Source organism: Chroococcidiopsis cubana SAG 39.79 (genome assembly GCF_003991895.1).
Lineage (GTDB): Bacteria > Cyanobacteriota > Cyanobacteriia > Cyanobacteriales > Chroococcidiopsidaceae > Chroococcidiopsis > Chroococcidiopsis thermalis.
The window spans coordinates 19,942-35,791 of the sequence record NZ_RSCK01000066.1 but is presented as its reverse complement, the minus strand read 5'-3'; the positions used below and the strand labels follow the sequence as shown (position 1 = coordinate 35,791).

Below are 15,850 nucleotides of genomic sequence, written 5' to 3'. Positions count from 1 at the left end.
ATGACCCACATCAACGTATTTGCCGCTCACAAAGCCAAGTCAGGCTATCTTTGGGCTTAGAAAGTTTTAAAGTCCCACTAGTACGGGCTATCGCTAACAAACCCGCCCCTACAACTGAACAAACGGGTTTAATTGCAACATTATTTGCTCTATTACAGACATGGACAAAAAACCCGCCCCTACGACTTCTGCCTTCTCACACTAATAGTAAGCGCTCTTATAGCTTGTCGTCACTCCGTTAGCAACTGCACCAATGACAGGGCTACCGACAATTTTTAAGCTTTCTAATGCCTTTGCCAGCGCCGAACGATGAGCTTTACCCATACCTACGACTAAAATACTCGCATCTATATGGGCAGAGAGGAGATTGCTATCTGCTAGTCCTAATAGTGGCGACGTATCGTATACGATCAGATCGAAAGCAGATTCAAACTGTTTTGCTAGGTTTTGCATCTTGTGAGATGAGAGCAAATGGGCAGGATTGGGTGGAATTTGTCCGGCTGTCAAAACGTACAAACTCTCGACTTCTAACGAAGTCTTGCTGACAGAAAGTTCGGCGCGATCGCTATTCTTGATTGCAACTGGTTCGCAATTGACTCGATGCAACACATCTTGAAAATTGATGTCATTCACGATTACATTACTTAAGCCAACGGTGTTACTTAAACCCAAGCGTTTGTGAATGTTAGGATTTCGTAAATCCGCATCTACTAGTAGCACTCTCTGCCCCATCATGGCGGCTGTTTGAGCTAAATGGAGTGCCACGGTAGATTTCCCTTCTTCCGCAGCAGCAGAAATGACAGCCAAAGAGCGGATCGGCTTATCGAAACCCAGAAAGCGAATATTCGTGTACAAAGAGCGCAAAGATTCCCAAAACTGAGCCATAGTTTGCTGTTGAGTTTGTGGCTTTTGTTGGCTCGATTTTGCGATCGGATTGATAGATTTTACGAGTTCGGTAACACCAGCCTTAACCGAACTCGCGTCTTTCTTCAGCGGAATTTCTCCGAGTAGTGGCAATCGGGTTAAATCTTTCACATCTTCAGGCGTATGAATCACATTGCTGAATTTTTCGATCAGCAATGCCACTGCAATACCCGTCAATAAACCCATGACTGCCCCCAACATTAAATTACGTTTCAGGCTCAACGAAGACGTTTCAGGGTCAGTAGGAGGAGTGATCAGTTGCCAAGGCACTTGTTTCTGTGCCAAATCGATGCGTAATGCTTCGCGCTTAGTTAAAAACTGATTTAAGTTTTCGGAAGCAATTTTCAATTGCCCTACGAGATCGTCATTCTGGCGTGCCAAGGCGGGAAATTGCTTGACCTGCTGTCTTAATACAATATCGGCTTGAGTCAGCGCTTTATTTTCTGCCTCTAAGGTTTGAATCTGGTTAGCCGCCTCTAAAAGTTGCTGTGTTTGTTGCTGGCGAATAGTATTGGTAGAGGCAAAGGCTGGCAGCTGTCTTGATACTTGTATATTCTTGCCTAAGATGGCTCTTCTTTCCTGTTCTACCAAGGGGAGTAAATTTTGTTCCTGCGATCGCAGTGCCTGAACTGTAGGACTATCTTCCCGATATTGCGCTGCTGTAACGGCAATCCTGGTTTGGATCTGTTGCAATTGGTTTAACAATGCTTGATAGCGGGGTGCTTCACTCAAGGCTGTGACGACTGCTGCTTCTGGCGATCGCATTTGTAACTGCTGCTGTAATGCATTGTAGAGGGCGCGAGTTCTGGCTAATTGGGTCTGCGTTTCTCGCCGTTGTTGCGTAATTTGATTCAGTCGGTCGGTCAGCTGTCTACCTTGCCCTTCAGTATCGATTAAGTCATATTTTTGCCGAAATGTTTGGAGTCTTTCTTGTAAAGATTCAACTTGCTGCCGTAATTTTGGTAACTGCTCCTCGATAAATTGAAGTCCCATTCGTACGTCAGACCGACGCTCTTCTAAGCTATAAACTAGATAAGCTTTAGAAAGAAGATCCATTACGTACTTAATCTTTTCTGGATTTGGATCTCGGTAAGTCACTGAAATAATATTAGTATTTGGCAGTCGTTCAAACTTGAGCTTGGTCAGATCGGTATTTGGATACTGCGTTAATACTTGCTGGGCAACAGGAGTCATGATTTTTGGACTCTGTAATACCTTAATTTCAGTTTCATTAATAGTTCTTTGTTCGGTTTTGATTTCGTTGAGAGGAGATATCGATAGCTTATTCTCAGCAGTTATCGGTTCGAGCAGTAAATCAAACTTGCCTTCATAGACTGGTTTACTTAGTAAACCATAAACTACTGCCGCGGCTGCAACTGTGGTTGCTACACTCGCAACTACAAGCATTCTTCTTTGAACTGCGGCAATTAGCTTTCCTATGTTTAAACCACCTTCATCACCTTCTTCTAGCTGTGCTTTAGATGCCAAAGGTAAAGCCTGACTTTGAGGACTATTGCTCTCAGTTAAAAATTTCTGAAGATGGTTTTTAGTCTCCATTCTGGGTTTCCACTTATTGTTTACTCATAATGCACTCGTAGTTTTAAGTTTGAATAAACTTTATCCTATGAGGGCGTATAGGGAGGCATATAGATACTTATTCTATGGAAATTTAACTAATAGTTAAATGCTTAATGGTTTGACTTACTTTGTGCTATTAGCTTACCTATGTTTCGGCTCTGAAAAGTCAGAGTTTAGTTTCTATTTAACCGAATACACGGCTATAAAAATATACTGCGCGATCGCAGTTCACTCTGACCTTTGCCGAAAATCACTTGTTAAAACGACTATGTAGCAAACCAACCTATATTAGCTAGTCTTCTTTTATACTACACATTTATTGAGGATTTACGGAATTTTTATATTTTATCGCTCAATTATAAACATTAAGTAAAATTTCGGATATGCATATTGAATTTCTTACTGGTTTCTTGCATGAATCGTAGTTTTATCTAGCAAGCAAGTGGAGCGAAAGTAATTAAAAAATAATGAGGTGAGCCGAATAACTCCTAAATCTAAGCCAAAGGCACAGGAGCTTAAAAAAGCATGACTTAAATTCGATCAAAAAATTATAAAAGCGATCGATGTCATGCCAAATTTTTACGACTTTCACAGTTAGGAAATGATCTGCACGTACTTTCACCGATCGCAAAAATACGGAAGCGATCGCTGCTATGCGATCGAGACAAGATTATCGAAACGAGTTGTATAGTAGTTCTAAATGATTCGTAAAGTAGGCTTCTAGCCTGCGGCAGGCTAGAAGCCTGCTCCACGTTCATGAATCAAATAGGATTGCTATAGTTGCTGCACTGTGGAATGAGAATGCCACGATCTATGAGTTGGTTCATGGTAGCTTGAACTTTAGCTATAGGTAACTCAAGCTTATAAGCAACTAGTACAGCACTACAGAAAGGATGGCGTTGGAGTACGTTGAAGACGTTCTGCTCTAAGTCGCTCATGAATCTGTCCTCCCATCTGTTATTGTCTCAAAAATAGGACGAGAAAGTGAATAAGCTGTGAAGTCGGGAGATAAAATTTTTCTCACGCTTAATTTACGCATCACCACTCGCGGGTAGAGTGACGGTAAAAATCGTACCTTGTCCGAGAGTACTTTCGGCAGTAATTTGTCCTTGGTGGTTGGCAACAATCGCAGCCGCAATTGCTAAACCCAGTCCCGAACCTGTTGATGCTTGTACTGCTTGCGATCCTGTCGCGTGAGTCCGAGCAGGATCGACGCGATAAAAGCGATCGAATAAGTGAGGTAAAGCAGTTTCGGGAATACCAATACCCGTGTCTTTAACTTTGACTTGAAGGCGAGAAGAGAGGAGCGAATGGTAGGGGCGCGCAGCAGTGCGCCCGTACAGAAGGGGCGGAGAAAAAAGTTCTTTGTTAGTAGAGATATGTTGTAGCTCGACCCGAATTTCACCACCTTCTGGAGTGTAATGTATAGCATTACCAATCAAGTTTGTAAATAATCGTGCTAGTTGATTCCAGTCTCCCTGGAGGGTAAACCAATCGTCTTCGGTTTCTGTCTCCGTTGGTGCGGTTAAATCTAGGAAAATTTTGATCTTCTTTTCTGCTGCGGCGAATTGCTGTTCTTCTACTACTTCTATTAATAGTGCGTCTAAGGGACAGGTAGAAAATTGTGGCTGAACGATCCCGCTATCTTGACGTGCTAGAAATAATAAGTCATCCACGAGACGACCGAGGCGTTTAGTTAATCGTTCTACTACTTTTAACTGTTGTCCGTATTTTAACGAGCCTGCGCCTTGTCCTCCGGCTGAATCTAATTCTGCTAAAGCCACTTGAACGTTAGTTTGAATTAAAGCGATCGGGCTTCTCAATTCATGGGAAGCATCAGCAGTAAATTGTTTCAAACGTTGATAAGAATCTTTGACGGGTTCCATTGCTTTGCCCGAAAGGAACCAACCGCAAAGCGCTACGGAAACGAGCATCAATCCAATACCCAAAATTAAATCGAAAGCGAGTTGCTGACTTGGTTTAGTGACTTCAAACCAAGGATGACTGACGCGCAAATATCCTAAAACTTGTCTTCCAATTTGGATTCTTTCGGTGACTTGTCTGAGGAGGAGTGAGGAGTGAGGAGTGAGGAGTGAGGGAGTGTTTTCTGTGTCTTGATGGTGACTAATTTGAACGGTTTCACCCGTGCGATTAGGGTGGAGGGGAATATCTAAAGGTGCGGTAAAAGTTGACCAGAGTAGTTCTCCAGTGGGGCTAAACCATTCTAAATCGATGCGATCGTCATCAACTGTATCGGCATTATCTCGAAAAGAAGCTTCAATATTCAACCGTTGTCCGCTTTCTGGGGAAATTGGTTCGATGACCAGCGATCGCCCAACAACTTCTACGACATGATTTAAGGTATCGTCAATCCGTTCGATCAGGGTATTACGGACGTACCAATACATCCCACTGGCAAATAGGAGCAGTAGGATAGCAGTAACGGCTGTATACCAAAGTGCTAATCGGCGACGAGTGGTTTGGAACATTAAATAGGGATAAGGGGTAAGGAGAAGAAAGAGGGGACAAGGGAGACAAGGGAGAGGGGGGGACAAGGGAGACAAGGGAGACAAGGGAGACAAGGGGACAAACGGAGAAAACCGCAAACGATAAATGACCTATTACCGATTACCTATTACCCATTACCAACAACTCATACAAATGACAAATTATAAACTACGAGTCAGAAATAATGGACTGCAAAATATTTCGGTAGTAGCATGGCGATTAGCTCGATAAGAGAGGTTGTTGTCACTGCTGAGGTAAAGAGAGGGAACGCTAAAACAAATTACATCGGCGGATGTCGAGATTATGATTTTCAAGGAGTTAAAGCCCAGACGGGGTTGGATTATAGGTGTGACTGCGGGGGCGATCGCGCTTGGTTTAATTGGTATCGGAGTTACTCAGTTAAGAAATTCTGACCGAGCTAAACCAACAGCATCTCAGACTCCTGCACCTCTACCTCAAAAGGTAACAGTTGTTGCGCTCGGACGACTAGAACCGGAAGGGGAAGCAATTCGCGTCAGTGGTCCTAATGGCGAACGAATTGGCAAATTACTAGTCTCACGCGGCGACTTTGTCAAGGTAGGGGCGGTTATTGCTTATTTAGAAAGTTACGATGAGAGGCTGGCGGAAAGAAATTATGCTGCTAGTCAATTAGCTGAAGCGCAGGAGAGGCTAAAAGCATCAACTGCATACGCTCAAGCCCAAATCCAAGAAGCTCAAACGCGAATTCAACAGGTCAATCGCCCCGGAACTTTTGAGGTAGAGGCGCAAAGAGCAACTGTTAGGCAGATAGAAGCAGAGTTAGCTTTAGCACAAACTGACTTACAACGCAACCAAAACCTTTATCAAGAAGGCGCGATCGCCAAGCAAGAATTAGATCGGCAAGTCAGTCAGACACGCAGCTTGCAGGAACAACTCAACAACGCCAAAGCCTCCTTGATTCGGCTGGAAAATGCCGTGAAAGCGAATTTGGGCAATGCAGAAGCTCAACTGAAGTCAGAGCAAGCAAATCTACCATTAACGCAAGTGCAAGTTGCAGCGCGATCGGCAGCACAAAATCTGGAATTAGCCGAAGCGCGGTTGCAGCGGACAATTATTCGCGCTCCCAGAACTGGAAGAATTCTACGGGTTTTTGCCTATCCTGGGGAGGCGATCGCCGATGACGGCATCGTGGAAATGGGAGATACGCGCCGGATGTATGCCGTGGCTGAGGTCTATGAATCTGATGTGGGGTTGGTAAAAGTCGGGCAGAAGGCAACTATTACCAGTCGTAACGGTGCTTTCGCCAAACCAATAACCGGAAAAGTATCGGAAATTGGCTGGCAGATCTTTAAAAATAACGTTCTCGATGACGATCCGGCGGCTAATGCCGATGCACGGGTAGTAGAAGTGAGAGTGCTTTTGGACGATCGCCAAACAGTAGCAGCTCTAACCAATTTACAGGTAGACGTGAAAATAGACGTGAAATAACAGCAGTTGGTGTCTTTCACGCAAATGCAAAAATCAAAAAAAACTGGTCACTGGTCACTGGTCACTGGTCACTGAACATGAAGACTCCGATCGCCTGGTTGAATTTGGTACACGAAAAGACGCGGTTAGTTGTCGCGATCGCCGGAGTTTCTTTTGCGGTCATTCTCGTATTTATGAACTTGGGTTTTTTGGGTTCTCTGGCAAAATCTGCCAGCCAAATGTACGAGCAAATTAATGCCGATATCTATTTGCGATCGCCATTAGCTTTAGAAATTAGCAGTACCAAACCCTTTGCGATCGAGCGGATCTATCAAGCACGAGGAGTTAACGGTGTAGAAAGAGCTATGCCACTCTATTTAGGTTATCTCCAGTGGCGCAACCCCGAAACTCGCCTGAGTCGGGCGATCTTTGCCTTTGGAATCAACCCCAACGATCCAGTATTTTTAATTCCAGAATTGGATTCTCCGGCAAATCGAGCCGCGCTTCTACGTCCAGATACCGTTCTGTACGATCGCCTTTCCCGCCCCGAATACGGAACTCAGGAAATTGGCACGACAACCGAAGCGCGATCGAGAGGAATCGGCAGAAAGGTGACGATTGGTGGTCAATACACCTTCGGCGGCGGATTTGCTGCTGATGGAACGTTAATTATGACCGATCAAAACTTTCGCCGCTATTTCGACCCCTTTGGGCTCAACCGCGTCAGTTTAGGACTGGTGAAACTGCGATCGGACGCAGATCTCGATAAAGTTGTCCAGGAATTACGGCAAATTTTGCCCAAAGATGTCGAAGTGATTACGAAAGCAGAAATCATCCAGCGCGATCGCGCCTACTGGATTGGGGCAACTTCCACTGGCTTTATTTTTGGTATGGGGGTGATTGTCTCCTGTATTGTCGGTGTCGTCATCGTCTATCAAATCCTCTACACCGACGTTTCCAGCCACTTACGGCAATATGCCACCCTCAAAGCAATGGGTTATCGCAGCCGAGTTTTATGCGCGATCGTCATTCAAGAAGCAATTATTCTTGCCCTTCTAGGTTACATTCCAGGCTTCGCTATCTCCCTCGGTCTATACGATCTCACCCTCAGAGCCACTAGTGGAGGTCTACCAATTGCAATGGAACTCGAACGCGCTATTCTCGTGCTGCTACTAACGATCCTCATGTGTACCCTCTCCGGCTTGGTCTCCTTGCAAAAAGTCATCAACGCCGATCCTGCTGAAGTCTTTTAATCAGTTATCAGTGGTAGTTGGTAGTTGGTAAGAGCGTAGTGTGGGATTATTTAATTCCGAATTCCGAATTCCGAATTCCGAACTCCCTAGCCCCTAGTTAGTTATGCTTCCCCCCCGTCACACTCCTTTGGCTTGGTTCAATTTGACTCATGAAAAGCGCCGCTTGCTGACCGCAGTTGCAGGGGTGTCTTTTGCCGTGTTGTTGATGTTTATCTTTCAAGGGTTTGAAAATGCTTTGTACGACAGCCAAGTACAACTGCTAAAACGGCTCAATGGAGAAATTCTGATCGTCAATCGGCTCAAGTACAATATGTTTGTACCAGAGCAATTTGCCCGCCGACGACTTTATCAAGCACAGACTTTTGAGGGTGTAGTCGCTGCCTATCCTTTTTACACGACTACAGGCGATTGGAAAAATCCTCAAACGAAAACCATCAGACCATTGCGAGTCATTGCTTTCAATCCTGATGACCCTGTATTGCCTCTGCCTGGAATTTTACAAAATCGGGAGGCGTTGAAGCTACCTTGGACGGCACTCATTGACGACCAATCGCGATCGGAAGTAGGATCGATCGCTCCTGGTACAGTCACCGAGTTGTCAGAACAGCAAATTCGGTTGGTGGGTACTTTTAGTTTGGGAACGGACTTTGCTTCTGGAAATGGCAATGTTGTTATTAGCGACCAAAATTTTTTGCGCTATTTTGCTAATTTGGCTCCAGAGGAAGACAGCCGCACGCTCAATACTGTCGATATCGGACTATTGAAAGTGGCGGAAAATGCTGATGTGGATGCGATCGCATCTGCACTGCGCCAGCAACTACCGCAAGATGTCGCCGTGTGGACGAAAGCCGAGTTCGTGCAAAAAGAATTAAGCTACTGGCAAGAAAACACGGCAATTGGCTTTGTGTTTTCTTTGCTAACAACGATGGTTTTTTTTGTCGGGATTATTTTGGTTTATCAAATTTTGTATACAGATGTAGCAGAACATTGGGCAGAATATGCCACGCTCAAAGCGATCGGTTATTCTAATTTTCACCTGCTAGGAATCGTGTTGCAGGAATCGGTGATTCTCGTGTTTTTTGGTTTTGTTCCAGGATTTTTTATCAGTTTGGGACTATATAGTTTGACAGCTAGTTCTACAGGTTTGTTAATGCAAATGACTTGGGAACGAGCAATTAATATTCTGATTGCTACATTTATTATGTGTTTAATTTCGGGCGCGATCGCCGTGCGTAAAGTTCAAGCGACAGATCCGGCGGAGGTATTTGGTTCGTGAATAAGATCCGTAAATCAAAAGTCAAAAGGCAAAAGTCAAAATTTTTCTATTGCCGACTCCCGAGTCCCGACTCTCTGCTATACGTGACAGCTTATGACAGATAAATTTGCTGTTATAATTCGCCGACTCAATTATTATTTTGGGCAGGGCGATTTACGTACCCAGGTATTGTCCGACATCAATCTCGATTTACCCAAGGGACAAATCGTGATTATGACTGGTCCATCGGGTTCGGGGAAAACAACTCTTTTGAGTTTAATTGGAGCCTTGCGATCGGCTCATGAAGGGAATTTATTAGTATTAGAAAAAGAATTAGTCGGACTCAACAAATCTCAATTGGTAGAAATACGACGGAATATTGGCTTTATCTTCCAAGCACACAATTTATTTGAATCTCTGACTGCCTCGCAAAATGTAGAAATGGCTGTGGAATTAACAAATAACTGGCGAGAAAAGCGCAAATTAGCAGTAGAGATGTTGAGTCAATTGGGTTTAGCTAACCGCGTCGATTATAAACCCAATGCCCTATCGGGAGGACAAAAACAAAGAGTCGCGATCGCCCGTGCTTTAGTCAATCAACCGCAACTAATTTTAGCAGACGAACCCACTGCTGCCTTAGATAAAAAGTCGGGACGCGAAGTCGTGACATTAATGCAAAAACTAGCTAAAGAGCAAGGGTGTACGATTTTAATTGTCACTCACGACAATAGTATTTTAGATGTTGCCGATCGCATTATCAACTTAGTCGAAGGTCGCCTGGAATCAGACGAAAATTTAGAGAATTTTGTCTCCCATCGCGATCCGAAAAGTATCGATCGGAGAATGTTTAGTTGATGCAAGAGTCGGTAGGGGCGGGTTTCTAAACCCGCCGCCCGTACAGGAGTCGGAAGTCGGGTGTAGAGATGTTACATGTTCGGGTGTAGAGACGTTACATGTAACGTCTCTACATCAGCCGATTTCCTAAGCGCCTTCCCTTAACTTATCCAACACGCTACGATCTTCGAGAGTAGAAGTATCCCCAGAAACTTCTTCACCTGCGGCTAGAGAACGGAGTAACCGCCGCATGATTTTCCCCGAACGGGTTTTGGGTAAAGAGTCGGTAAAGCGAATTTCGCCAGGACGCGCGATCGCCCCAATTTCATTGACGACGTGCTGCTTGAGTTCCTTGTTCAACGCCTCGCTGGGTGTTATCGTCCCTTCTAGGGTGACAAAGGCAACGATTTCTTCTCCTTTCACCTCATCTGGCTTACTCACGACGGCGGCTTCAGCTACTGCTGGATGAGACACCAAGGCTGATTCAACTTCCATCGTCCCCAAACGGTGTCCGGCTACGTTGATCACGTCATCGACACGACCCATCACCCAGTAATAACCATTTTCATCCCGTCTCGCCCCGTCTCCAGCAAAATAGACGTACTGTCCATCTTTGGGGGGGATGTGTTCCCAATAGGTGCGGCGGAAGCGGTCGGGATCGTTGTACACTGTCCGCATCATTCCAGGCCAAGGGTGACGCACGACTAAATAACCGCCGTTATAATCGCCGACGGGGTTGCCTTCTAAATCTACGACATCAGCCAAAATACCAGGGAAAGGACGAGTTGCCGAACCAGGTTTAGTGGGGATTGCTCCTGGTAAGGGTGTAATCATGATACCCCCAGTTTCCGTTTGCCACCAAGTATCGACAATCGGACAGCGATCGCCTCCGATAACGCGGTGATACCACATCCAAGCTTCGGGGTTGATCGGTTCGCCTACCGTTCCGAGTAAACGCAGGGAAGAGAGATTTCTGGCTTTGGGCAAGTGTTCCCCCGCCCTAATAAAGGCACGAATTGCCGTAGGTGCGGTGTAGAAGATATTCACGCCGTATTTTTCAATTACGTCCCACATGCACCCAGGATTGGAGGGACGCGGCGCACCTTCATACATCAGTGTAGTTGCACCATTGGACAGGGGACCGTAGACAATGTAGCTATGTCCGGTAATCCAACCGACATCAGCCGTACACCAGTAGACATCGGTATCTTGCAGGTCGAAGATCCATTTGGTTGTCATGTGGGTGTAGAGGTTATAACCTGCGGTTGTATGGACAACACCCTTGGGTTTACCCGTGCTACCGGAAGTATAGAGGACAAACAGCATATCCTCGCTGTCCATCGGTTCGGCGGGACAATCTGCCGATATGCCTTTTTCTAAATCGTGCCACCAACGATCGCGCCCTGCTTCCATGTGAACTTGTTGTGCCGTACGCTTGACAACGAGGACGTTTTCGACTGTAGAGACGGCATTATCAGCTAAAGCTTTATCAACTTGATCTTTAAGCGGAACGATCGCATCTTTACGCCAACCGCCATCGGCTGTCACGACTAACTTAGCTTGAGCGTCATTCAGGCGATCGCGCAAGGCTTCGGCGCTGAAACCACCAAAGACAACGCTGTGAGGTGCGCCAATTCTGGCACAGGCTAACATGGCGATCGCGGCTTCGGGTATCATCGGCATATAAATTCCGACAAGATCGCCTTTTTTTACCCCTAACTGTTTGAGGGCATTGGCAAATTTACAGACTTCCCGATGTAGTTGCGCGTAGGTGAGGGTGCGAGAATCGCCTGGTTCGCCTTCCCAGATCAAAGCAGCTTTGTTCTTACGCCAAGTGGTAAGGTGGCGATCGAGACAATTGTAAGAAATATTTATTTTGCCACCGACAAACCATTTCGCAAACGGCGGTTGCCAATCTAACACCGTGTCCCATTTTTGGAACCAATGCAATTCTTTTTCCGCTAGTTCTGCCCAAAATTGCTGTGGATTGGCTTTGGCTTTGTTATAGAGTTCTTCGTATTCGTCAAAACTTTTGATGTGTGCTTTTTGTGAAAATTCTGCTGGCGGTTGAAATAAACGCTTTTCTTGCAGGATGGATTCAATCGTAATTTGTGACATAGCGATCGCTGTAATCGTTATTGCTACTAAAAACCATTCTGAATGCAGATTTACCCGAAATTGTTTTGATTTTCGTTAAGATGGGCGACTACCCGTATTCGACAATTGTAGTCAGATAGCTCCATCACTATTTGCGATCGTGAAAGTTGTAGCTGGAACAAAGCTGGCTGTGAATTATCCGGTTGAGAACGCGATTTCAAGCGATCGCAACGCCTAGCCTACTCTCCCTCTCTCCCGCTCAACAGGTTAAGCTGAATGGAAGAGTCATATTTTGACAAGCTGTATCTGTAGGGTCTTCAGGTTTAAAAACTGTTAATGATAGACGAAATACTAAATTCCCCATATCACGCCAGCATTGAAACCGCCGCAGTCTTAACCATTTTGATCTTTTTAGAGGCGGTACTCTCGGCTGATAATGCGATCGCCCTAGCCGCGATCGCCCAAGGACTAGAAAATAAAAAACTCGAACGTCAAGCGCTCAATCTCGGCTTAGTAGTTGCCTTCGTGCTGCGGATTGCCTTAATCTTGACAGCAACTTGGGTACAGCAATACTGGCAGTTCGAGCTATTAGGTGCGCTTTATCTACTGTGGCTAGTATTTCAACACTTTACCTCAGCAGAAGACGAAGACCACCTGCACCACGGACCTCGATTTCAAGCGCTTTGGCAAGCTATCCCCATCATTGCCTTCACAGATTTAGCATTTTCTCTCGATAGCGTCACTACAGCGATCGCAGTTTCTCAAGAACGCTGGCTGGTACTGACGGGGGCTACTGTTGGTATTATCACCCTCCGATTCATGGCAGGTTTATTCATTCGCTGGTTAGATGAATTCACCCACTTAGAAGATGCCGGATACATTACCGTTGCCTTAGTAGGATTGCGGCTGATGCTGCGGGTAGCTAACGATGCTTTAGTACCCCCAGAATGGTTAATGATAACCGCGATCGCGCTGTTATTTCTCTGGGGCTTTTCCAAACGCAATGTTGAGGACTCTCCTGAAGCGATCGTACCTACAGAAAATAAAGAAAAGGCTGAAGTACCAAAGTAGTTGCTATATGTAGAGACGTTACATGTAACGTCTCTACAACTCCCTACTCCTTAATCCACGGAGTCAAGCTAGGTTCCCAACTCGCTAGTTCTTCTTCCTTAAACCAGAGGCTAACTTCCTGTTGGGCAGTCTCCGGTGCATCGGAGCCATGAATGATGTTACGCCCAATGTTAACGCCATAGTCGCCCCGAATTGTTCCTGGTTCTGCTGTTAGGGGGTTAGTAGCACCGATCATCTTCCGCGCTGAAGCAATAACTCCATCGCCTTCCCAAACCATCGCTACGACGGGACCCGAAGTGATAAACTCGACTAAACCTTGGAAAAAAGGTCTTTCTCGGTGAACGCCATAATGCTGCTCGGCAAGTTCGCGGCTGACTTTCATAAACTTCATCCCAACCAGGGTAAAGCCTTTAGCTTCAAAACGACGAATAATTTCACCGACTAAACTTCGTTGTACGCCATCAGGCTTAATTGCTAAAAATGTGCGTTCCACAGCTATGTTCCTTTGAGTTGTCATTGGTCATTGGTCATTTGTCATTTGTAACTTACTAATGACTAGTGACAAGTAACAAATATCAAAATTAGATTATCTTAAATCGGCGATCGGTTATCAGTTATCAGTTGTCAGTTACTTAATGACTAGCGGCTAGTGACAAGAATTGAGTCGAGCCACTAGCCACCAGCCACTATCCACTCACAAATGACCAATGACCTTAATTTGAATAAGTTACACTGGCTATGCGTGGGGCTGTACAGAGGTTAGAAAGACGAGGTGAGAATAGAGATGGGAGCAGATCCAACTGTAGAAGAAATGGAGCCAGCGACGGTTGCGCAAACCACAACCGAGCTAAAAAACGAAAAGAAGAAGTCGTTGCACATCGCTCCTGGTAAATTATCGCGTTCGTGGACGATTGAGGACAGCGAAGCGCTCTACCGCATTCAGGGATGGGGCGAACCTTATTTTTCGATTAATGCCGCTGGTCATATTACAGTTTCTCCCAAAGGCGATCGCGGTGGTTCGTTGGATTTGTACGAGTTGGTAAATGCTTTAAAACAGCGAAATTTGGGACTACCTCTGTTAATTCGCTTTTCCGATATTTTAGAAGACCGGATCGAGCGGTTGAATGCTTGTTTTGCCAAAGCGATCGCGCGTTACAACTATCCTGGTGTCTATCGTGGCGTATTTCCGGTCAAATGCAACCAACAACGCCACCTAATTGAAGATTTGGTGCGATTTGGCAAACCGCACCAGTTCGGCTTGGAAGCTGGCTCTAAACCAGAGTTAATGATTGCTTTGGCGTTGCTAGATACTCCGGGGGCGCTGATTGTTTGTAATGGCTACAAGGATAAGGAATATATCGAAATCGCCATGCTAGCCAGCCGTTTAGGACAAACACCAATCGTCGTCCTAGAGCAAGTTGAAGAAGTCGATTTGGCAATTGAAGCAAGTCGCCAGTTGGGAATTCAGCCAATTTTGGGCGTGCGGGCAAAACTCAGTACCCAAGGAATGGGACGCTGGGGAACTTCTACAGGCGATCGCGCTAAATTTGGTTTGACTATCCCCGAAATCATTCAAGCGGTAGAAAAGTTACGCGCCGCCAATCTCCTCGGTTCGCTGCAATTACTCCACTTCCACATCGGTTCCCAAATCTCCGCGATTAATGTCATCAAAGACGCGATTCAGGAAGCCAGCCGCATTTATGTAGAGTTGGCGATGCTGGGAGCAAACATGAAGTATTTGGATGTAGGTGGCGGCTTGGGTGTAGACTACGACGGCTCCCAAACTAACTTCTACGCCTCCAAAAACTACAACATGCAAAACTATGCCAATGACATCGTGGCAGAGTTGAAATACGCCTGTGCGGAAAGGCAAGTTTCAGTTCCGACCCTGATCAGTGAAAGCGGACGAGCGGTTGCTTCCCATCAGTCGGTTTTGATCTTTGATGTCGTCAGTACTTCCGATGTTCCTTTCGGTACGCCAGAACCACCCAAGGAGGACGAACCGCCAATCGTCCACCACCTTTGGGAAACTTACCAATCGATTACTAACGAAAATTATCAAGAGGCGTATCACGATGCGGTGCAGTTTAAAGATGAAGCCATCAGCCGCTTTAACTTGGGAATTATGCGCCTGACAGAAAGAGCTAGGGTAGAGCGGATTTACTGGGCTTGCTGCGAGAAGCTAATGGCTATAACCCGTCACGAGGAATACGTACCCGACGATTTGGAAGAGTTAGAAAAGATCATGGCTTCCATCTACTACGTCAATCTTTCCGTATTCCAATCAGCGCCGGATTGCTGGGCGATCGATCAGCTTTTCCCGATCATGCCGATCCACCGTTTAGACGAAGAACCCGATCGCCGGGGGATTTTAGCAGATTTGACCTGCGATAGCGACGGCAAGATCGATCGCTTTATCGACTTGCGAGATGTGAAATCCGTGCTAGAAATGCATTCCTACAAACCAGGAGAACCCTACTATCTGGGCATGTTCCTCAATGGTGCGTACCAAGAGATCATGGGTAATTTACATAACTTGTTTGGAGATACTAACGCCGTCCACATTCAACTAACGCCCAAAGGCTATCAGATCGAACATGTTGTTAAAGGCGACACCATGACTGAAGTTTTGGGCTACGTACAGTACGATGCTGAAGATCTGGTAGAAAGTATCCGCCAGCGCAGCGAACAAGCCATGTTAGAAAAACAAATTACCTTGCAAGAATCCCAGCGTCTCCTCCAAACCTACGAACAGAGTCTCAGCCGATATACGTATTTGTCTTCGCCAACGTAAGTTGTAGAGATAAAAAACATCTGTAGGGGCGCAAAAACATCCGTAGGGGCGCAAAAATATCTGTAGGGGCGCACAGCTGTGCGCCCCTAC

At 45.7% G+C, this 15,850-nt stretch carries 12 protein-coding genes; 7 read left to right on the top strand and 5 right to left on the bottom strand.

All coding sequences use genetic code 11. The annotated features are described in order from the left end of the window. Positions 1–201 precede the first annotated feature (201 nt). The 3 genes from DSM107010_RS26945 to DSM107010_RS26935 all read right to left on the bottom strand — a co-directional run bounded on the left by DSM107010_RS26945 (position 202) and on the right by DSM107010_RS26935 (position 4,991). The gene (locus DSM107010_RS26945) at positions 202–2,481 is read right to left on the bottom strand and encodes a GumC family protein (protein ID WP_015154983.1); all 2,280 of its coding nucleotides are present in this window, start codon (positions 2,479–2,481) and stop codon (positions 202–204) included. 782 nt (positions 2,482–3,263) lie between these two features. Next, a complete protein-coding gene (locus tag DSM107010_RS38760; protein ID WP_015154984.1) occupies positions 3,264–3,440 on the bottom strand; it encodes a hypothetical protein in 177 nt (58 codons plus the stop codon). Positions 3,441–3,533: 93 nt separating this feature from the next. Continuing rightward, entirely contained in the window at positions 3,534–4,991 is a 1,458-nt protein-coding gene (locus DSM107010_RS26935; RefSeq protein WP_106169197.1) for a sensor histidine kinase, read from the bottom strand. 124 nt (positions 4,992–5,115) lie between these two features. On the opposite strand from DSM107010_RS26935, the gene DSM107010_RS42455 reads away from it, so the two are divergent. The 5 genes from DSM107010_RS42455 (at position 5,116) to DSM107010_RS26915 (ending at position 9,819) form a co-directional block, all read left to right on the top strand. Further along, the gene (locus DSM107010_RS42455) at positions 5,116–5,241 is read left to right on the top strand and encodes a hypothetical protein (protein ID WP_255409978.1); all 126 of its coding nucleotides are present in this window, start codon (positions 5,116–5,118) and stop codon (positions 5,239–5,241) included. A 72-nt stretch (positions 5,242–5,313) separates the two neighbouring features. Next, positions 5,314–6,477 carry an efflux RND transporter periplasmic adaptor subunit gene (locus DSM107010_RS26930; protein WP_106169195.1) on the top strand — a complete coding sequence of 388 codons (1,164 nt, stop codon included), beginning with the start codon at positions 5,314–5,316 and terminating at the stop codon, positions 6,475–6,477. 77 nt (positions 6,478–6,554) lie between these two features. After that, positions 6,555–7,709 carry an ABC transporter permease DevC gene (devC, locus tag DSM107010_RS26925; protein ID WP_127024329.1) on the top strand — a complete coding sequence of 385 codons (1,155 nt, stop codon included), beginning with the start codon at positions 6,555–6,557 and terminating at the stop codon, positions 7,707–7,709. Positions 7,710–7,812: 103 nt separating this feature from the next. Continuing rightward, a complete protein-coding gene (devC, locus tag DSM107010_RS26920) occupies positions 7,813–8,985 on the top strand; it encodes an ABC transporter permease DevC (protein ID WP_106168329.1) in 1,173 nt (390 codons plus the stop codon). A gap of 93 nt (positions 8,986–9,078) precedes the next feature. After that, a complete protein-coding gene (locus DSM107010_RS26915) occupies positions 9,079–9,819 on the top strand; it encodes an ATP-binding cassette domain-containing protein (protein ID WP_106168330.1) in 741 nt (246 codons plus the stop codon). 126 nt (positions 9,820–9,945) lie between these two features. On the opposite strand, the gene acs is transcribed toward DSM107010_RS26915, so the two are convergent. Next, the gene (acs, locus tag DSM107010_RS26910) at positions 9,946–11,916 is read right to left on the bottom strand and encodes an acetate--CoA ligase (RefSeq protein WP_127024327.1); all 1,971 of its coding nucleotides are present in this window, start codon (positions 11,914–11,916) and stop codon (positions 9,946–9,948) included. Between the two features lie 315 nt (positions 11,917–12,231). On the opposite strand from acs, the gene DSM107010_RS26905 reads away from it, so the two are divergent. Further along, on the top strand, positions 12,232–12,966 hold the full coding sequence (locus DSM107010_RS26905) for a TerC family protein (protein ID WP_015154991.1): 735 nt from the start codon (positions 12,232–12,234) through the stop codon (positions 12,964–12,966). Positions 12,967–13,009: 43 nt separating this feature from the next. On the opposite strand, the gene ndk is transcribed toward DSM107010_RS26905, so the two are convergent. After that, positions 13,010–13,459 carry a nucleoside-diphosphate kinase gene (ndk, locus tag DSM107010_RS26900; protein WP_039716236.1) on the bottom strand — a complete coding sequence of 150 codons (450 nt, stop codon included), beginning with the start codon at positions 13,457–13,459 and terminating at the stop codon, positions 13,010–13,012. Positions 13,460–13,750: 291 nt separating this feature from the next. On the opposite strand from ndk, the gene speA reads away from it, so the two are divergent. Beyond that, a complete protein-coding gene (speA, locus tag DSM107010_RS26895; RefSeq protein ID WP_106168332.1) occupies positions 13,751–15,760 on the top strand; it encodes a biosynthetic arginine decarboxylase in 2,010 nt (669 codons plus the stop codon). Positions 15,761–15,850: the final 90 nt, after the last annotated feature.